The sequence below is a fragment of the Endozoicomonas sp. Mp262 genome (assembly GCF_025643335.1).
Lineage (GTDB): Bacteria > Pseudomonadota > Gammaproteobacteria > Pseudomonadales > Endozoicomonadaceae > Endonucleibacter.
In genome coordinates this window covers 3,040,926-3,060,178 of the sequence record NZ_CP092489.1, presented here as the reverse complement: position 1 = coordinate 3,060,178, position 19,253 = coordinate 3,040,926, and the positions used below count along the sequence as shown (strand labels likewise).

Here is a 19,253-nt window from a genome sequence, read left to right as displayed (position 1 = left end):
CCTGACAAATACTACATTTGTGCTAGCCTCATACAGCCATAGATTAAAAGCAAACCCCCAGATGTCATAACCGGATATATCAAATTCATAGCAGGCTTTACTCTCAATGAATAAAAAATTGTCTACTTCGATAGTCACGCTTTTGATGATATTGCTATTTGAATCTGATACTGCATGGGCTGAAACCCTGCAAGAAGCTATAAACACAACCCTTGAGAATAACCCCCAGGCCCAGGCATCCCTCAACCGTTTCCAGGCCAGCGCAACGGCAGTGAATGAAGCACGAAGCGGTTATCTGCCCACGGTAGATATCCACACCGGCATTGGCTACCAACGACTGGATAGCCCCTTAACCCGTGACAGAGGCGATAAGCCACCCCTCAACCAGCACAATTTCAAGGTTCACCAAAACTCACTTTCCATTAACCAAAACCTTTTTCACGGTTTCTCTACAACCCATGAGCTTGAGAAGTCGAAAGAACAAAAGTATGCCGACCAGGAAAAACTAAGGGTCACAGCTGAATCACTGGCCCAAAAAGTCAGTGAGGTTTACTTCGATGTACTCAACTCAAGAAAACAAGTAGAGATAGCCCAAAAAAATCTGGAAGTTCATCAACGCATACATCGTTTTATACTGCATCGATCAGTACAGGGCATTAGTAACGAGTCCGAGCTTTATCAGATTGATGGACGACTTGCCCGTGCACAGGCAGAACTGATTAAAACCACTCATCACCTGAAAGATGCTGAAAGCAGCTATATCAAGTTAACCAACCAGTTTCCTGGCGAACTGACGCCCCCTTCTTTCGAATACGCCTATCTGCCTGAAAGTCTGGATGAAGCCATTAAGATTACCGTCAGTGAACACCCGGCACTCCTCGCCATGGGCCATGAGGTGAAGTCATCAGAGGCCGCCTATGACCAGAGCCGCAGCCTTTTCCTGCCTTCCGTCAACCTGTCTGTCACCAAACGCTGGGATAAAAATGTCAATGGCATGGAAGGGCGGCATGACGATACCATGGCCGTCGTATCATTATCCTACAACCTGTTTAGCGGTGGTGCCCACTCGGCAAAACGTCAGGCAGCCGCCTACCGAGCCGAAGAAAGCAGGGCCAACCAACAGGAAACACACCGGGATATCCTGGTTCGACTCCGTCACGCCTGGGCAAGGCTTCAGCTAACCCTGGAGCAGGAACCTCACCTGGCAAAGTATCAGGATGCCAGCCAAAAAACCGCTGACTCCTACAAAAAACAATACGATATTGGCAGACGCAGCCTGATTGACCTGCTCAACAGTGAGAGCGAAAGTTATCAGGCAGAAGGCCAGTACACCCAGGCACAATATCAGGTACTCGCGGCACAGTTTGATGTTCTCGCCTGTATGGGGCAGATTCTGAATAAGCTAAAACTGCATATTCCAACAAGCTGGCATGTCAAAGGAATTTATAATAGCAATAATTAGGGGCTGTTGACGTTTATACACCCTACTCCTGTGGAACTCTCCAGATTTGAAGCTCTGCGGTAGAAACCGTTACTACATAACGACCACATGGACTTAATGCAGCTTGAAGCATTGGCACGTCAAAATTCAAAACAGTAGAAGTGTCTGTTAACCATGGATACTCCTCTACCGGATAAAGTATCTTCCCTCCCGGATTCCCTTTAATGGGATTCAATTCATGTTTATGTTGCCTTCGCCAGATATAGGCTGTACTTTTACTCGCTTCAATATGTTGTTGCAATGTCGGCAAATGTTGATCTTTATGACCAAACTTCGCAAAATTAATCTTACCTTCCCCTGGATGCCTGAAGCTTGCTACAGGATTATCTGGCATCGTACCACACAAGTGACCGGTCGTTGACCACCCTGCATTCGAGATATTTCTTTGAAATATTAACACTTGACCATCATCTAATGATAAAGCTACCCGATCCTTATTCTCACTTACTGTTGAGCATTTAATAGGTTTATTTCTAAATTTTAAACCAAATAATTTACCCCCATATTCGTATTCCCAGAGATACAATCGACGCCTTAACCGATGGTTCCCCCATACATGAAACACCTCTCCTTGGATATGAAGCAACTGCCGATAGTTTGGGGTCATATAAATCGAACTACCCTCCTGTGGAACAAAACCAATCTTACACTCAGTGATGGAATTGCAATCATAATCCCTGATTAAAAGGGTATCAGGGCCTACTCCTGGCACTATAATTACACCACTATATGCATCAACACTGGCTTTCTTTAATATCACCTATACCTCTCCCAACTTCAATTTCAAGTGTTTCGAAAGCATCTTCTAGCACTCCTTTTTCTTCATCCACAGGACAGACTGTGTAGCTTGCGTTTTTATGAATGATCATTATTCGCTGTTTTTTCCTGGAAAACTCAGCCCTGATAGCATCATCACTCAATTCATAATATCTATACTGATGAGCTGGAAAAATATCGCTTTCATTATTTTCTCTGATAAAAACAAAAAGTTTTTTCCGGGAAATAAGAAATATATAATTCTCATTATAAAATTCGAGGCCGATGATCTCTCCCAAGTCCCCAAACTGATCCAGTTTAATAGGTGCTCCAGCAAATGTAATGCCCATTGATAATGTGAAACCAAGAAAAAAAATACAGATAACAGCCTTCACTCGCTTAAACATGACGGCCTCCTTGAACACAAGATCAGATATGCAAATCATATGATTGTAGTTAACAGATCATTAAGCCATTCAATTTATAGTAATATCAATCGCACATTTTAAAGCCCTATTGAGAGAGTCCATTATTCAAAAGCAAGAAGTGTATTTTTTACGTGAATTCATGGTATAAGTAGTCACGCATGCTCATATAAGATCTGATCACAGGTTTAAAACGAGTCATATACAAACAACAATAAAAACCAGGAGAAATAGCATGGCTATAGACTATATCATTCTGGCCATCTCATTAATTATCCCCACATGCTATGGCATGGCACTTTTACTGGGTATCACACTCTCCCCTGAAAAATAGTGTTTTTCTATAATGCCCAGCGTCCTGGCCGCTGGGCAAGCTCTTTATTACCAGTATAAAGCAGTGACTTAAGAAGCAACCCTGCGGTGTAAATGGTTATAATCTTCATCCATAGCGTCAGAAGACCGGCTAAGAAAAATATCTATATCACGGGCAAAACTTATCACACGACTCCAGTCCGTGAATTCCGTATCAACACTTGTATCCGTGGGTCCTCCGGTCATTTTCATGATCAATCGGATCATACCTTTATTAAAAAAATCATATTGCGAATACAGCAAAGCACCCGCAAAGACCTCTACCTTATCAGGCTGCCATTGGATAGACTCAAGGTATTTCTTCAAATACAGATTATTGTATGGCTGTGCCCGTTCGGGCTTTCTTGCGGTGAGGTTTACAGAGAAAAAAAAGCTGGGCTTGCTATTTAACTGCCGTGCATATTGATCAACAAATTTTCTAAAAGGCGCATGGTGCTTACCATAACGAATGGAACACCCCAAAACTATTGCATCAAACTCATCCCATGCAAAAGACCCGGTCATGCTATCTATTGAGTATACTTCAACCCCATGTCCCGCTTGCCGAAGGCAGAGGGCTACTTTTTCAGAAATTTTCTTTGTCTGGCCTTCACGGCTCATATATAACAGCGCTATACGAGACATGTTTACAATCACTCCATCCCGGAAACAAGTGGACAGTCTATCAAAAAACTGTCCTATAAAAACGATTACGCAGATCAAGCCGGAACTGTTCATTTTCCAGGCAAGCGTTCATCCCGCCCCAGAAAAAGGCGCATTAGCAGAAAGAGAGTAAACACTGTCCCCATTATCGGTGATACCCAGGCATCCATACCGGGAGTCAAGCGCACTGAAATTTCATAGGCACCGATAATTCCCAATAAAATGAACCAGGAAAAACCTTTCAAGACACCACTACCATAGCGATGGGTGGCTGCCGCCAACCAAAAGCCAATGGCCGCCGACAAAATGGCATAGTCATTGTTTTCATTGCGGGGATTAAATAGCATCAGGTAACAGGCTGGCAGCGCATACATATAGTAAGCAGCCATTTCCGGTTTGTAGTGTTTTTTGGCATACCAGGCCAGCCATAAGGTGACAGGAGCCAGTATCAGTCGAACCACCGTTTGAAACTTTTCAGGAACAAAGACCCCCATTACCTGGGGAAAAATGCCAAAGAAACTGGCCCAGTCCGCTTTATGGACACCCAGCTCCACCGCATCCACCAGGGTTTGTATGAACCCCAGATGCTGATCAATGACATACCCGGGACTTGCAAAAAGCATTGGCAGCAAAAATGCCACCAGCAGCCCCAAGGGTAATCGCCAGTACATGGGCCGATGAAGAGCACCGGACAGTAAATAGAACACAATAAATGTGGGCTTGAAGACTATTCCCAAGGTCATAAATACAGCGGCCCTATTCCACTGGCTGGAGGTTAAGGCCACTATAGACAACAGCATCAATCCCAGGGTGGCTATATTGGTTTGGCCATTCCTGAAGCTTGAAAAGCTGATAAGAAAAACAACCAGGGTCATCAGGGGGAAAAAGCTTTTCTCCTTCTCCCTGGCGATAAAGCGACAAAAGGTAAACAACCCTGCCAGTAACAGGGGAAGCTGAACCATCCGCTCAATCACCTCCGCCAGCCATCGTGGCAACTCTGCGATAAAAGACACCAGAAAAGCAAACTGGGGCAGGTAAAGAAAACCATGATTGCCAAAATAAACGGGTTCCCCCGCAATCCAGAACCGGGCAGCTTCCAGGTAATTATTGACCACCGTCCTTCCAGAAGGGTCACTAATACATTTATAAAAAATAAAAGCTGTGACCAGCCCCCAGAATAGCCAGGTAAACTTTTCCGCTTTGCTAAGGGTGCTCCACCCCTTTGACACAGGTTGTATCAGTGGCATATGAGACATCTTGAATGTGTTGCTAAGTTAAAGTTATCAGTATTATCCATGAAAATTATAATTAAATAAAAAACGGTTATAGCAAAGCTATAACCATTTTTTCTAACCTGGATATTTTGACCTCATACTGGCTGCAAAAAAGCCCTCAACATCCAGTTACGACAACCCTGCAAGTAAAGACCATAAGGGCGGGCAAGTAAAACAAATCCCCCCACCTGCATGGCACAAGCCACTACAATCTGGTCAACAGAAGCACCTGCACTGGCAACCAGTCCTGCATAGACTGGCAACTGGAAGGTAACATAGGCAATAACATCCAAAAAGGTTAAACGCAGCTGGCTTGCCCCACTCGCTCTACCTTTGCACATAATCCAGTCCCGGTACAAGCCATAGGGTCGGGCAATCATAAGGTTGACAGGGATGCTGAGCAGACGTGACATCATTGATTGCTCAATACTAAGCCCTGCTATCATGATTTCTATAAATAAACCTGTCACCAGGCTGAATGTTATCAAGGCAAATATATCTGCCAGCACTTCCCTTTTGATCGCCATATTACCCTCGGAAACAGCCATACATACCTATGGCCACTTCATTTCAGTGAGCCTGCTGGTCTTGATTTATTGAGATACAATAGATAAAAAGCGTGCAAAAAATATAACTATTCAAGGAACATTTCAACAGTTTTAAGCTCTTATTATTTTAAATAACACAGACTTATAAACCAGAAAATAAACATAATACAGTTATTAACCCCAGAAAATAAAAGTCACTTATTGTTATTTATTGTTAGAAATTAGCTGGATAGCTGGCAGTAGCGTTTTATCAGCGCTCCCGTTATTCTGCCCTCAAAAGCTACAGGCTCAGCTCAAACCACTTTTCACTTGCATACAGCAACAAGGCGTGTATGTTGAAGCTTCTTCAATTAATGATGAAAATTCACAGTAGGCTTATGCATAGTGAGATTTCCAATAGCCTTGAGCAATTAAGGTCTATACAGCCACTTGTTCATAACATTACCAATCAGGTAGTTAAAAACTCCACTGCCAATGCTTTACTGGCTATTGGAGCCTCCCCGGTAATGGCCCATGCCATTGAAGAAGTCAGCGATATGGTTAGACTGGCAGGCAGTCTTGTGATTAACACAGGCACGATCACTGCAACCCGATTGGAAAGCATGTTAGCTGCTGCAAATACTGCCAGCGTGCAAAATAAACCCTGGATTCTGGATCCTGTGGGTGCCGGTGCCACCCCTTTTCGCCTCGAGTCAAACCAGCGCTTACTTGGATTGAAACCCTCCGTAGTCAGAGGCAATGCCTCCGAAATTATGGCATTATTTTCCGGCCAATCCGGTGGCAAGGGCGTGGATAGCAGTATATCCAGCGAATCAACGCTCCAGTTTTTGAATGAAAAGGCAGGCGAGTACAATCTCACCATTGCTGTCACCGGAAAAACCGATCTGATTGCTGATGGTAAGCGGTTAGCCCGTATCAAAAATGGTCACCCGATGATGGCTCGGGTCACAGGCACCGGATGTACTGCAACAGCATTGATAGGCGCCTTTTTGGCTACCTGCCCATCGCCCTGGCAGGCGTCAGTATCAGCCCTTGCCTGCCTTGGCATTGCCGGTGAACTGGCAGCTAAAGAGAGTAAGGGGCCAGGTTCACTTCAGGTTAACTTACTGGATCAGCTTTATGGCCTGAGTCAGGAAAAAATTGAGCAATATCTAAAATTAGAATACTAAGGAGTCAATATGGTCAAAATGCTTCCACCGGTTCCAGACCCATCCATTCTTGGTTTACCAATCAAGCTACTGCCAACAACTGTTATTGCGGCACCCATTGAGCGCCTGATTAACCGCTTGTTCAAGGTTCCTGTAGAAGAAGGTGACTTTGATTTTCTCGAAGATCGCTGGCTAAAGATACATTTCAGTGATATTAACTTTAATATTCATTTGGGATTTGATGGAACCCGGCTTAACATTGTGGAACCCCGTCCCTGTGATGTTGAGTTCAGGGGAACCATTCCTGCCTTTATATCACTGGCTACCCGTAAGGAAGACCCTGACACTCTGTTTTTCCAGAGAAAATTAATGATTGAAGGCGATACCGAGCTGGGTCTGGGAATTAAAAACCTGCTGGATAGCCTCGAGATGGAGCAGCTTCCCGCTGAAATCCGGGCAATACTCACTTTAAGCAATAAAGTCCAATCTGGCCTGAGTAAATTGATTCACTAAGGATAAGGTGCGATAAAAAGGGCTTGTATTCTTGCAACGACCTTGTAAGGAAACCGGGATCACTCCCGGCCAACGGGGCTAATCACTGACCGGGCCAATAGACCAGGCATCACCTGCCGTTTTCCTTATGGCCTGCCAGTCCCTGGGAAGGGTTTCAATCCCCTCCATGGAAGGATCTATGGCAATAATATCAGCCAATGACACTTCAACCTCCGCATCATCAGAAATACCATCCTTTCCAGCTATTGTCAGCACACCATCTTCAGGGTCATAGAAGATAGAAAGCGCAAACTCTGTGCCATCAACAATAGCCTGGGTTGTCTTAATTTTTGTCATATCCCTGATACCCGATTCTCAAGGTCTTTCTTCAAGGATAATCAGCATCAGGAAAATCATCAATATTAAAAATGCCCTTCTATGATGCTAGGGTTAAAGAATCGGTTATTTTAACATATGCACAACAGAGTCTAACATGTCACAAGCATTCTTAAAGGTCTTGGAGGCATTCTCATCAAAAGCATGAAGTCGCTCATCCTGGTTAGCATAATGTATTAAACAGTCATAAGCAGAACCCCTCAACCCATCACATAAACGAGAATTTTCTTTGTTTAAGCCCGATTCAGAAATAACCCGAGAAACAAAACAATATAATAACTCAGCTCTTCTAACAGCCAGGTTAAACGCCTCATAAAAAGCAGAATCATAACTATAACAATAGTTGTGAGTATAAAAAAGATAGGCCAGATTAATAAATGCAATAGCAGAAAGTCCATAATGGGTTTTGTCTTCAGCATCTGTGGCAACAATAGAAAGATCCATAAATATATCCGAAATAGCCGGATAGAAGTTTCTAAAAAACTCCGGATATTGTTGATACAAAGTTAATGCTTTGGATTCATATGATCCCGACAACAAAAAATCATGTAACTTATGTAACCCATGTAAACTATCAAAACAATTAAACTCATAAAGCCCATACTTATAAAAAACCTCTATTGCTCTTAATTTTATATTTTCCAGTTCACGTACTATCGCTGTTCCTATTCCCCATCGTTTTTCGGAAGCCAAAAATCGCTTATGAAGAAGCCTTGCTTCTCTCCATAAAATATCGTCCTCAGTTTTATATTTAGATTTCTTTATTGTCATCAAGTACAGATAAGCCTCATCGTAACAACCAGCAGAGTCAGCATATCTTTCTTCACAAAAATAATGCCACCCTAGCTTTTCAAAATTTTTATAACACCATTCATAATACTCTTTTCTAATTTCAATCTTAAGTGATGATATGCATTCATTTCTTTCAATTTTTTTCAACCATTCAATAGCCTTTGAAAATTCACCCAAATGATAAAATTTTTTTACCTTTCCAATACCTTTTCGACAAGAAATATATTCATCATCCTCGTCCAAACCTTCACTGGGACCACCTCCACTTCTAATAAGATGATTTCTGGAATCAATTATATTATCGCCATAGATTTCAGTACTTTGGCTTCCCAACAAAAATTTTGAACTGTTCTTACCAGCTAACACAGGCTGACTAAAAACAAGGAAGCAACATAAGAAAAAAAATCTAATCATCCCATAATAAGACATAACTAATTCTTGCTACAAAGACCTTCAAACAATATTAGCACTACCCTCGAGGAAAATTTGCTGATGAAATATTACACCCGTTTTCTGATACCGTACGACTGCAGAAAGGCCGCGCAGGAGTAGCTACCAAGAGCAGCAAAATCCTGCGCAAGATTCGGGGCGGTTTAGACAATGCCAGAACCGGATTTTATACCCGCATCTCCATACCAATAACCGCTGCAATAGCTATCTTGTATAGGGTGTTCTGGCACCGTCCTTAACTGCATGCTCTGAGAAAGACGGTCAGCAGCAGTAAATATATCATCAGAATGCGCTGATAAGCGCATAACCGATACCCCTTTATCTTTCATGACTTGCCACTGATCCAATAAATCGAGGCACTGTCCCGACATGGTTTGAATACCATTAATGGTAAACAGCTGTTCATCTTCCTGAGTGGCCAGGGGAATACCTGCCGGTGATCGTATACAGGAAAATTCACATTGATCTTTAGCCAGGCCATTGGCTCTTGCAGTAAAACAGCGGGCAGAATAGGCCAATGGCATATAGCCATAGCTGAACACTTCTGTTTCCAGGCCGCGGACTCCCAAGGCTTCAGCCTGGTGAAGAATTTCAGTTAAATTATTACCGGATAGCTCCAGTGGCAGTACCCAACCTTTGAGACCCAGTTCAAATAATAGCCTCAGGGTATGGCCGTTATAGATATTCACCGATGGGCCTGTATAAAAAGGTAACCCTTTTGAAACTAACAGCTGAACTGCCGACATATCATTGGCTTCAATATGGAACTGGCTGTTTTCACTGACCTTGGTGACCTGGGCAAAATCTGACTCTGACTCCAGCAATGTCATGGATGAAAGGATCACCTCCTTTCCCGCCTCCTGCAATTGACAGGCAATGCCCATCCAGTCATTAAAACGAAGTTGCCTGCGCTTCGAACACACCACCTCTCCTAAATAGACTCGGTCAAAGACAGAATCAGCCACGCTGTTATAAAAGGATAAAACGTCTTCTTTCGGCCAAAAATAAAGCAACGGACCCAGTGCCAGTTTCATGCGTCTCTCCGGTTATTGCCAGGGCCTGCTGTATGCGCCCAGTGTTGTCTGAGAGCCTTCAGAAAGTTTTTCCAGGCTCTGTTCCCAGTTCGGTTTTGGTCTATAGCTGGCTGGGCTTTTTTGGTAGCTGTCCAAAGCCTGCCGCCAAACTCGGGTTACTTCTGCCACATAGGCCGGGCTTCTTTGACGGCCTTCAATTTTAACGGCGCTGATTCCCATTTGAGCAAGCTGCGGTATCAGGTCAAGTGTATTCAGACTGGTTGGTTCTTCCAGGGCATGGCCAACGCGATTTTCCACTCTGAAGCGCCCTTTACAGAGAGTGGGGTATCCTGCCTGTTCATCTTGATGAAACCGGTCAATTAACTTACCACCCAGACGGGTTTCCATTCCCTGTGGGGTTTCCTGCCAGCGTACAGCAGAAGCAGGAGAGCAGGCACCGGAAGTATTGGGAGACTCCCCCGTCACATAAGACGACAGCAGGCAGCGTCCTTCCGCCATAATACATAAACTGCCAAATGCGAAAACTTCAAGTTCTACAGGACTCCTGGCAACAAGTTTTTCCACTTGCTTTAACGAAAGGACCCGGGGAAGAACAGCGCGGGTAATACCAAATTGATTATGGTAAAACTGCAAGCTTCCCGGATTGGTGGCAGACCCCTGCACAGAAAGGTGCAAGTTGAGTGAGGGATAGCGCCGGGCCGCATAAGACAAGACCCCCATATCCGCTGCAATAAGCGCATCCACCCCTAGATCCGAGCATAAATCCACCGCTTTTTCCCAACGCTGCCAGTTTCGTGCCTGAGCATAAGTATTAACAGCAACAAAAAGGCGAACTCCCTTTTTTCTTGCATAGTCCAGCGCTTTATAAGCACGACGGTCATTGAAATTCAAACCGGCAAAATGACGGGCATTTGTTTCATCTCTAAACCCGATATAAACAGCATTAGCACCGTTATCCACAGCCGCTTTTAGAGATGGGAAATTCCCTGCAGGGCAAACCAGCTCCATAAATATCCCCGATTTATTTTATGGATATAGACGCTAGCACAACAGGAATGGCGGCAGTATGACCATAATCAAGAGAGGGATTACTACTTGTACTATTTCAATGTGTTTGACATGCAGTCTCATTCCCGGCGTCCTGAGACTGTCGAAAAACTGATATTTATAGCTTGCTTATCCAGCGAAGCTGTTTCTAAAGCACGCCATGCGTAGATCTATCAAATTACGATTTTCTAGCCGGGCGTGGTTTAGGCTCTATACCTTGAGGGTTTCAAGGGGAAAGCATGAAGTGTTTTATAGACAGAACCTTCTTCTGTTGTATGGCTTTGCATCAAAACCACTTCCCCCACATCCATCACAAAACTGGGCAAATTAAAAAAATCACTATAGGTCACCTGCCGGCGCTTACTGAAACGCGCCAGTGTTACATGAGGCGTGAAATTACGCCTTTCACGCTTAAAGCCAATACGAACCGCCCCTTCTTCACAGATAGCCGCAATCTTTCTTAATTGCTGCCCGGAATGCATATGGAGAGCCAGAACCTTGGGACGACTGGCATCCGGAAAAAAGTCAAAGCGTCCGGTCATGCAGTCAAATGAAGACAGGCCTGCTAATTGCTCTTCAAGATACGCTACCAGCTGGTTCAACTGCTCCTGACTACTATTGCCAAGAAACTTTAATGTCACATGCTGCTGCTGTGGTACAACCCACCTGAACATTTCCTGCTGAGCCCCAACTAACCGGTGCCGTGCCTTTTTATAAAGAGTTGCTGCCAGATCCAGGGGTAGCCTGACGGCAAGAAATGCCCGAATAGGTTGATGCTCTGCTTTGTTGTTCATTCGTCAAACTTACAATGTCATACCCTTGAAAAAAACAGGCGCCAGACTTTCTTTCAACAGGTAATGTGGAATGGATTATGAAAATTGCTTGTCAGCAAGCTGCTGAAATAATCGGCGATTAACCTTTATTCCAGAATAAACGTCCGATTCAGGAAATAAAAGAACCCTGTCGGGAATCTTGAATTTTGCAATCTTGCCCTCCAGTTGATGTTTTGTAAATAACTCATCCAGTAAACCGGAAGTTGTTTGCACGTAGGCTATCGGACGCTGACCGAACTCTTTATTACCCACAGCAACCACTACCGCCTGTATAATTTCGGGCAGCCCCATTAAGGCCTGCTCAATCTCCTCGGGATGGATATTTTCACCACCGGAAATCATCATGTTATCCATCCGCCCTTTAACAAGGAGCTGTCCCGCAAACCATTCCCCTCGATCCCCGGTATGATACCAGCCCTCATTATCCACAAAAGGTATCAGGCTACCCTCTTTATAGTAACCCAACGCCAGAGGTTTACCTTTCACCAGGATTTCACCGTCGGCTGCCAGCCTGAGTTCTCGATAACTCAGTACACTTCCGGAAGAAACGGTTGTTTTGTTAAAGACAGGTTCACCTGTGCATACCTGAGAACTCATTTCAGTCATGCCGTAGGTGGTTAATACCCTGACTCCCTGGGACTGGGCTTTTTTAACGAGGCCGGGGGAGGCAACACCACCTCCAAGTAATATATACCTGACGCCAAGGCCAAATAAATCCGCAGACTCTATTTCCAACAGTCGATATAACTGGGTATTGACCAATGATAGATGGGTTATGCTTGCTTTTTTCAGAAAGTGACTCAGGGGAACTGTTTTTTGATAAAGCCACATGCAGGCTCCCGCCAATAAACTCCTGAATACAATGGCCAGCCCTCCCACATGAAACAGAGGCAGGGACAATAACCAGGAATCATTGCCAGTCAAGGGAATCACCTGTTGGGAACCCACAGCACTATAAAAATGGTTGTAATAACTATGAGCTACGGCCTTAGGTACTCCTGTTGTTCCGGAAGTGGCCACCAAATCCATAACGGTTTCTGCATCAATGGTCAGCTTTTTCTCTGGTATTCGAGCCTCTACCGCTTTGGCAGGCCTACTGACAACAATCATGCAGCCCACTGCCTTATCCACCTGCTCTCCTCCAGAAACAAGCCATGAAGCCCCAATGTTCCGACCATACTCAACTATTCTTTTTTCTGGAAATAAAGGATTCAAAGGGCAGAAAATAATTTGACTGCGCAAACAGGCAACCATCAGAATAATTGTATCCAGGGAGCAGGTGGTCAACACCATCAGCCGGTCATCTTTTTTGACACCCTGATCCCTTAAGGCATGACGATACTGTTCAACCCAGGTGTCCAGCAAGGCGGCAGATACCTGGCTGGTAATAACACCGGCATAGTGCTGCCCTGCCAGCTGTACTAAACACTGTCGGGGAGAAGCCAAGGCCCGTTCTCTTAAGGGGCAGGGCATTACTGTCTGGACTGTTGCCACACTAACTCCATTTGATTCAAGGTTTCCGCAGGTAAGGACTGGCCTGGCTCTGGCATACGGTCTATCAGTTGAGCAGAAAACGCAGACAGGGTATCCAACCCCGGGCACTCTCCCGGTAGCCAGAACGCACTGAGCTGTTGCAACCAGTGAACACCCAGCGCAGACTCAAAGGCTGAGCTGAAAATAGTCCGGGCTTTTACTCCCCGGGCAGCCTCTATTAATGCTTCACACTTTCCAAGCCCTCCAACCAATGTTGGCTTAATAACCAAAGCCCTCAGGCCCGGGAAAGAGTGAAGGTCTGGCAATACACCACACTGCAGGCTTTCGTCCAGTGCATAGGCCATACCGGTTTTCTGATAAAAAAATGGCAGTTCCCGGGGATTGCCCAGTGGTTCTTCTATATAAGCGATACGCCCGCTCACACCACTCCCCTGTCGTTTTTCCAGTCCTCTTACGAACTCAACAGCCTCGGCCATGCCCCAGCGCTGGTTTCCATCTATTCGCAAAGAAACGGTTTCCGGCAACTGTCGAAGCACCTGAGATACCCGGTCAATATCCTCTGATAAAGTCCCTCTGGCCACTTTAACTTTAAATTCCTCCGGCCACTCCCCCACCCACCCTGAAAGTCTTTGCCGGATCTCACTGGTATTACCAAGTAGCAGAGGGGCAACTGCCGGTGCTTTTTGCCAGCACCTTATTGAAAGGCCATACAGTGCAGATTCTATGGCAAAGGCCACAGAGGGTAGATCCCCTTCGGATACCCGGTCAGGATGATAACTACCCGAGGCAAGAATAAAATGGCATGCCTTAATCAAGTTCTTTTGGGTGTCCCCAAAGGATTCCAGACTGAAGTCAGGCAGGGGAGCGGCCTCACCGTAGGATACCTGCCCCTTTTTATCCATCAGTTCTATCACCAACCCTGTTCGCTCCCTTAGCCGGGTTGACTTCAATGGCAGGGGATAACGAAGGGGCAAGCAATAACGGAAAACACGCGCTCTGGTAATACTGGATGCACTGTCCACTAAAATGCCAGTACACCGGCCTAAGTCTGATGAAAACATTAAGAACCTGTTTTATGCATTCCCGGCGGGAACGCCGGGAACGAGAGCAGCAAGTACATTAGCTCAAGTGGAGAATAGCATTAGGGATTGCGACCAAAACGGCTAAAGTCCGGTGTCCGCTTTTCCAGGAAGGCGTCGCGGCCCTCTTGAGCCTCTTCGCTCATATAGAACAGTAATGTTGCATTACCGGCAAGTTCCTGCAAACCGGTCTGGCCATCACAATCGGCATTCATTGCGGACTTCAGGCAGCGAAGGGCCAGGGGCGAGTGCTGAAGGATATCACGGCACCACTGCACGGTTTCCTTCTCAAGATCAGCCAGAGGAACAACAGTGTTAACCAACCCCATATCCAGCGCTTTCCGGGCATCATACTGACGACACAGGAACCATATTTCCCGGGCTTTTTTCTGCCCCACCACCCGTGCTAAATAACTGGCTCCAAAGCCGCCATCAAAAGAACCCACCTTGGGACCTGTCTGGCCAAAACGGGCATTATCCGCAGCAATGGTTAAATCACAGACCAAATGGAGCACATGGCCACCACCAATGGCATAGCCTGCCACCATGGCCACAACCGGCTTGGGACAGGTTCGGATCTGGCGCTGTAAATCCAGGACATTCAGATGGTGTGTACCTTTATCATCTTTATAACCGGAATCACCACGCACACTTTGATCACCACCGGAACAAAAGGCCTTTTCTCCGGCGCCTGTCAGAATGATAACGCCCACTTCCTCGTCAAAACGTGCAGATTCCAGGGCTTTCTGGATTTCCACAATCGTTTGGGGACGAAAGGCATTATGTACCCTGGGGCGATTGATGGTGATCTTCGCCATACCATCGGCCTTGTGGTACATAATGTCCTCATACTCTCCGGACAAATTTTCCCAAAACACGGGTTGTCCTGCGTGCTCACTCATAACTAACTCCTTTATCCGTCCAATAAATCTCTGATAACGGCAGCCATTGCCAATGGCTGCTCTCTGTGAATGTTGTGACCACAATCATTGATCGTATGTAAGCGGGTCAGACAACCGGTACGGCCAAGTTGCTCGCCCACCCCTTTAAATTTCTGATCCCTGGCACCGGCCAGGTAGTGCACAGGAAAACCGGCTGTTGCCAGCCTCCCTGAATAATCCGGTTGTTTGGCCAGACTGAACGCCTCCAGCATTTTTGCCAGAATAGCCGAATTCTGCCTTTTACGTTGATCCACCAGTATTTTTCTTCGAGCGGCGGGAATATCATGAAAGACCGGTTGTTGATACCAGTCATCAAGCACTTGCTCAAGGGGTTGGCACATAAAACGTTGAATCCAGGCGTGGTCTGATTGCCAGCGCCGGTGTCTGTCACCTTCACAAGACAACCCCGGGTGCGCTGACTCAATGATTAGCCGGGTGATACATTCAGGCCTGGAAAGCGCATAAGCCAAAGCAATCCTGCCGCCGAGAGAGTATCCCAGCACAGAAAACCGGCTTAACCCCAACCCTGCTATAACATCATCGATCATCAGGCAGGTCCTCTGGACTGGATCGCCATCGAGCAAGACCTTCTGGCTCTTTCCATGCCCGGGCAAATCAATGGCAACAAGATAAAATGTTTCTGCCAGTGCTTTTGCCAGATCAGTCCAGTCTGTAGTGGCACCTAAAAATCCATGTAACAGCAGCATTGCCGGATGATCAGGTTCTCCCCAGGTACGATAAGACAAACTCACTTATATGGCCTCAACCGCTTTCACCACCTGGCCAATATGGGCAGCAGCCTGCCCTGGTGCAGTTTTCACTTCAATGATCGAGCAACCGGGCTGCCTGAATGCCGCATTCAACTGGTCACGGAACTGTGGGCAAGAGGTTGGCGCAGAATAGGAAATCCCAAACATTGTCGCAGCCCCCCTGGCATCAAGGCCATGGGGCGTCTGGAAATAGGTTTCGGCTTGTTCGGCAACACCGGACAGGGGCAGCATGCTAAAAATCCCTCCCCCATCGTTGTTCAGCAAAATAATCACCATGGGATGACCGGATTTTTTTGCCAGTGCCAGGGAATTGAGGTCGTGAAGAAAGGACAAATCACCAATCAGCAATGCCAAAGGCCCCTTCCGGGCCACAGCACAGCCTGCGGCACTGGCTAAGACACCATCGATGCCACTGGCACCCCGGTTAGTAAATACATGACCGGTATGCGCCGTTGAAAAGATATCAACCAGCCTGACCGGCAGGCTATTCCCCAAAAACAGGCCACAGTCATCTGGCAGAAAATGCCCCAGATTAGCACCAATCCATGATTCCGTCAGTTCAGTGTCATTTCCCACCTGCGTCCTGACGCTTTCAGCGATGGTTAAACCGAGGTCAGATAATGCATCTGCCCAATCATTACAAGAGGCCTTTATCTCACCTTTCATACAAATCACTTGTCGTGTAAGTGATTCACAGGATGTATCAATGGCACCTGGCAAACGATGTGTCTGACAATGCCCCGTATCCAGTCTCCGGTTTCCCTCACCCAGCATCACATAATAGTGCCAGTTTCGCTCAACCAGTCTGGTCAGGCGCTTGGAAACAAAATGGCTACCCACCTGCAACACCCTGTCAGCCTTCGCCATCAAAGTTTTACCCTTTTCGCTGGCTAAAATCAGATCCACATGGGGTAATGTCGCCGGATGCCCGTGCAGCTGGGACTGAACATCCGCCAGGATCGGCCAGCCTAATGCGCGAGCCAATGACAGGATAACTTCACTATCAATACCCGGATCTACCCGGCCAACAACTAAAATACCCTGACCCTGAACAAACTCCTGCAAGAAGGAGCTGTCTCCTCGAATCACCCCTTCACTCGGTAAGGGGTAAACAGTATAGGGCCGGTTTGAGGGCAGCCACCGGGAGCAGGACTCCATGAGATCCGAATAATCCTGCGTGTTACCCTTAGGATAAAGAGGCTCCCTGAACATACAATTAATATGCAGGGGGAGTTTCTGCTGGCAGGAGCGGGCAAATGCCTGGTCCAGGCTCGTCAATACCCAACTTAACGGAAGTTCTTTGGCCGGGGTGGGTAATTCAAGCACTGCCCCGGGATAGCGTCCATAAATAGCCTGCTGGTCAATAGCCTGATTAGCGCCACAGTCGATCAATTCAGGGGGGCGATCCGCAGTGATAACCACCAGTGGAACCCCTGACTGCCTGGCTTCAATGATTGCCGGATAAAGATTGGCCACTGCGGTGCCTGAAGTGGTAATGATGGCAACAGGCCGCCGGCTTTGCCTGGCAATGCCCAAGGCAAAAAAGCCCAGGCCTCTCTCGTCAAAATGAATATGCTTCCGAACCCCCGCATGACTGGCTGCCGCGAGGGTTAAAGGTGCTGACCGGGATCCCGGAGCAATACAGCAGTCCCTTATTCCAAGCCGCCAGAGTTCTTCCAGAATAAGGCTTGACCATAAAGTATTTAAATTAGGATGCCTGGTGGGAAAATTCATCAACTTCTTCACAACTCAATGTACGTTGTAGATTGGCTAGAATGCCCTGAACGGTTGCAATCTTGTTATCAAGCTCCCGCCACTCGCTTTCCGCTGATGATCCCCTGACAATACCAGCGCCTGAATAAAGAGAAATGGAATGAGGTTTGAATAGAGCACTGCGGATGGAAACATTTAACTCGGTTATATCTGAACCAATGATACCACAGGCCCCCGCATAAAGCCCCCTGCTATAAGACTCATTATCATTTATAAAGTTCATGGCCTTATCTCTTGGCGTGCCTCCAACGGCAGGGGTGGGGTGTAAGGCTAAAAGCAACTGCTCATCACACACATCTGGCTTGATCACCCCACGGATGAGATACCGCAAATGCAGAAGGTTTTTTAACTTTAATACAGAATGGGAACGATCGGATTCCAAAGCGCTACACAAAGGGGTCAGCCTTGATAAGATATCATTCAAAACCAGCCGGTTCTCGTGGATATTTTTACTATCCGTCATTAGCCTGGCTTCTATTTCCATTTCCTCAATAATATTTTCACTTCGCCTGGCTGTGCCCGCCAAGGCTTCGGTTTGCACAATATTACCCTGCCTTTTAAATAGGCGCTCGGGTGAACATCCCAAAAACACTGCGCCAGGGTCTCCCTCAAAAGCAAAGCAATAGGAATGGGCACTTGAATGCTGCCAGCTCTGCATAAGAAGCCAGGGTGACAATCCCTTCTGTGGCAGCTCGGCTTGCCTGGAAAGAACCACCTTATCAAGTCCCCGGGTAAATTCCTGGAAAGCCGATGCCATTATGTTTGACCAGCTTACCCGGTCAGGAACATAGGAACCCTCCCCCATCCGGGGACATGCCAGCGGTGAAATTTTCTGGCTCCAGATGAGTTGTTGCAATTCACCTTTAAGTTGCAACACCCGCTCACGCCACGGGGATCTGGAATCCAATACCAGATGACAGGCTATGGAACACCCTTTTCGGGTTTGGGTTACTTCAATAAGAGGAAGAAAAATTTGTCCGAAACCAAACTCAGGCCAAACCTGTGAGGGATTATCCGAGAAAGAAAAGTACGACAGACATTTTGCATGACGGGCTGATAATCCTGACAGCAACTTCCTGGCCTTGCCAAAAGCCTGTGAAATCTCTGTTCTGGAGCTTAGCTTGTATTTCCAGGCCACTCCCAGCCCGGCAATGGCAAAGTCTCCATCCTTGCCATACCAATAAGCCTTGGACAGTCCCTGACGCTGAGAAGCCAGCCAGCCCAACAGATGGGTAGCAGGCAATGGCTGTTCAAGCCGAACCAGTTTTTGTTCAGGTGAATGATTAGCCTGCAATAATGCATCCAGTCTACATAATAGTGCTGAGACAGCATTACTTGAGAGAATATCCAAAACTTCAACCTATGAAGTAGCCGTAAAAAGCCGCAAATTCTACGAAGAACCTGTATTCCCGGCAACAACAGCATCAGAACCCGTGTTAATATAGTCTAGCCCGGGTATTTCATAAACATGCTCCCGACCTTACTT

General features: G+C 46.4%; 19 protein-coding genes. 3 read left to right on the top strand and 16 right to left on the bottom strand.

Annotation, left to right across the window (positions count from 1 at the left end; genetic code table 11):
* The first annotated feature begins 106 nt into the window (after window positions 1-106).
* Window positions 107-1,462, top strand: coding sequence for a TolC family outer membrane protein (locus tag MJ595_RS13440; RefSeq protein ID WP_263078445.1), 1,356 nt, complete (start codon window positions 107-109; stop codon window positions 1,460-1,462).
* 22 nt (window positions 1,463-1,484) lie between these two features.
* Here MJ595_RS13440 and MJ595_RS13435 read toward each other — a convergent pair whose 3' ends face one another.
* From MJ595_RS13435 to MJ595_RS13415, 5 genes are all read right to left on the bottom strand, one after another.
* Window positions 1,485-2,261, bottom strand: coding sequence for a hypothetical protein (locus MJ595_RS13435; RefSeq protein WP_263078444.1), 777 nt, complete (start codon window positions 2,259-2,261; stop codon window positions 1,485-1,487).
* Window positions 2,236-2,664: a hypothetical protein gene (locus MJ595_RS13430; protein WP_263078443.1), complete on the bottom strand. Its 429-nt coding sequence runs from the start codon at window positions 2,662-2,664 to the stop codon at window positions 2,236-2,238. Before MJ595_RS13430 ends, MJ595_RS13435 begins: the two co-directional genes overlap by 26 nt.
* Before the next feature lie 420 nt (window positions 2,665-3,084).
* Window positions 3,085-3,678: a menaquinone-dependent protoporphyrinogen IX dehydrogenase gene (gene hemG, locus MJ595_RS13425; protein WP_263078442.1), complete on the bottom strand. Its 594-nt coding sequence runs from the start codon at window positions 3,676-3,678 to the stop codon at window positions 3,085-3,087.
* A gap of 89 nt (window positions 3,679-3,767) precedes the next feature.
* The gene (locus tag MJ595_RS13420; protein ID WP_263078441.1) at window positions 3,768-4,943 is read right to left on the bottom strand and encodes a glycosyltransferase 87 family protein; all 1,176 of its coding nucleotides are present in this window, start codon (window positions 4,941-4,943) and stop codon (window positions 3,768-3,770) included.
* A gap of 122 nt (window positions 4,944-5,065) precedes the next feature.
* Window positions 5,066-5,518, bottom strand: coding sequence for an L-alanine exporter AlaE (locus MJ595_RS13415; RefSeq protein WP_263078440.1), 453 nt, complete (start codon window positions 5,516-5,518; stop codon window positions 5,066-5,068).
* A 332-nt stretch (window positions 5,519-5,850) separates the two neighbouring features.
* Between MJ595_RS13415 and thiM the strand changes: the two genes are divergently transcribed.
* Both thiM and MJ595_RS13405 read left to right on the top strand, forming a co-directional pair.
* Complete coding sequence (thiM, locus tag MJ595_RS13410) at window positions 5,851-6,687, top strand: hydroxyethylthiazole kinase (protein WP_263078438.1); 837 nt, start codon at window positions 5,851-5,853, stop codon at window positions 6,685-6,687.
* A 9-nt stretch (window positions 6,688-6,696) separates the two neighbouring features.
* Window positions 6,697-7,179 (top strand): SCP2 sterol-binding domain-containing protein, encoded by a 483-nt coding sequence (locus MJ595_RS13405; protein ID WP_263078437.1) that lies wholly within the window; start codon window positions 6,697-6,699, stop codon window positions 7,177-7,179.
* Between the two features lie 78 nt (window positions 7,180-7,257).
* On the opposite strand, the gene MJ595_RS13400 is transcribed toward MJ595_RS13405, so the two are convergent.
* From MJ595_RS13400 to MJ595_RS13350, 11 genes are all read right to left on the bottom strand, one after another.
* Window positions 7,258-7,515 carry a hypothetical protein gene (locus MJ595_RS13400; protein WP_263078436.1) on the bottom strand — a complete coding sequence of 86 codons (258 nt, stop codon included), beginning with the start codon at window positions 7,513-7,515 and terminating at the stop codon, window positions 7,258-7,260.
* 105 nt (window positions 7,516-7,620) lie between these two features.
* Window positions 7,621-8,775: a hypothetical protein gene (locus tag MJ595_RS13395; protein ID WP_263078435.1), complete on the bottom strand. Its 1,155-nt coding sequence runs from the start codon at window positions 8,773-8,775 to the stop codon at window positions 7,621-7,623.
* A 164-nt stretch (window positions 8,776-8,939) separates the two neighbouring features.
* The gene (locus tag MJ595_RS13390) at window positions 8,940-9,830 is read right to left on the bottom strand and encodes a U32 family peptidase (protein ID WP_263078433.1); all 891 of its coding nucleotides are present in this window, start codon (window positions 9,828-9,830) and stop codon (window positions 8,940-8,942) included.
* A gap of 12 nt (window positions 9,831-9,842) precedes the next feature.
* Window positions 9,843-10,838 carry a U32 family peptidase gene (locus MJ595_RS13385; RefSeq protein ID WP_263078432.1) on the bottom strand — a complete coding sequence of 332 codons (996 nt, stop codon included), beginning with the start codon at window positions 10,836-10,838 and terminating at the stop codon, window positions 9,843-9,845.
* A 242-nt stretch (window positions 10,839-11,080) separates the two neighbouring features.
* Complete coding sequence (gene thpR, locus MJ595_RS13380; RefSeq protein ID WP_263078431.1) at window positions 11,081-11,671, bottom strand: RNA 2',3'-cyclic phosphodiesterase; 591 nt, start codon at window positions 11,669-11,671, stop codon at window positions 11,081-11,083.
* Window positions 11,672-11,746: 75 nt separating this feature from the next.
* Window positions 11,747-13,204 carry an o-succinylbenzoate--CoA ligase gene (gene menE / locus MJ595_RS13375; RefSeq protein ID WP_263078430.1) on the bottom strand — a complete coding sequence of 486 codons (1,458 nt, stop codon included), beginning with the start codon at window positions 13,202-13,204 and terminating at the stop codon, window positions 11,747-11,749.
* Window positions 13,183-14,265, bottom strand: coding sequence for an o-succinylbenzoate synthase (gene menC, locus MJ595_RS13370; protein ID WP_263078429.1), 1,083 nt, complete (start codon window positions 14,263-14,265; stop codon window positions 13,183-13,185). Before menC ends, menE begins: the two co-directional genes overlap by 22 nt.
* A gap of 80 nt (window positions 14,266-14,345) precedes the next feature.
* The gene (gene menB, locus MJ595_RS13365) at window positions 14,346-15,185 is read right to left on the bottom strand and encodes a 1,4-dihydroxy-2-naphthoyl-CoA synthase (RefSeq protein WP_263078428.1); all 840 of its coding nucleotides are present in this window, start codon (window positions 15,183-15,185) and stop codon (window positions 14,346-14,348) included.
* A gap of 11 nt (window positions 15,186-15,196) precedes the next feature.
* Window positions 15,197-15,970 (bottom strand): 2-succinyl-6-hydroxy-2,4-cyclohexadiene-1-carboxylate synthase, encoded by a 774-nt coding sequence (menH, locus tag MJ595_RS13360; RefSeq protein WP_263078427.1) that lies wholly within the window; start codon window positions 15,968-15,970, stop codon window positions 15,197-15,199.
* 6 nt (window positions 15,971-15,976) lie between these two features.
* The gene (gene menD / locus MJ595_RS13355; protein ID WP_263078426.1) at window positions 15,977-17,728 is read right to left on the bottom strand and encodes a 2-succinyl-5-enolpyruvyl-6-hydroxy-3-cyclohexene-1-carboxylic-acid synthase; all 1,752 of its coding nucleotides are present in this window, start codon (window positions 17,726-17,728) and stop codon (window positions 15,977-15,979) included.
* Entirely contained in the window at window positions 17,703-19,118 is a 1,416-nt protein-coding gene (locus MJ595_RS13350) for an isochorismate synthase (protein ID WP_263078425.1), read from the bottom strand. The genes menD and MJ595_RS13350 overlap by 26 nt, the downstream gene beginning before the upstream one ends.
* Between the last annotated feature and the right edge of the window lie 135 nt (window positions 19,119-19,253).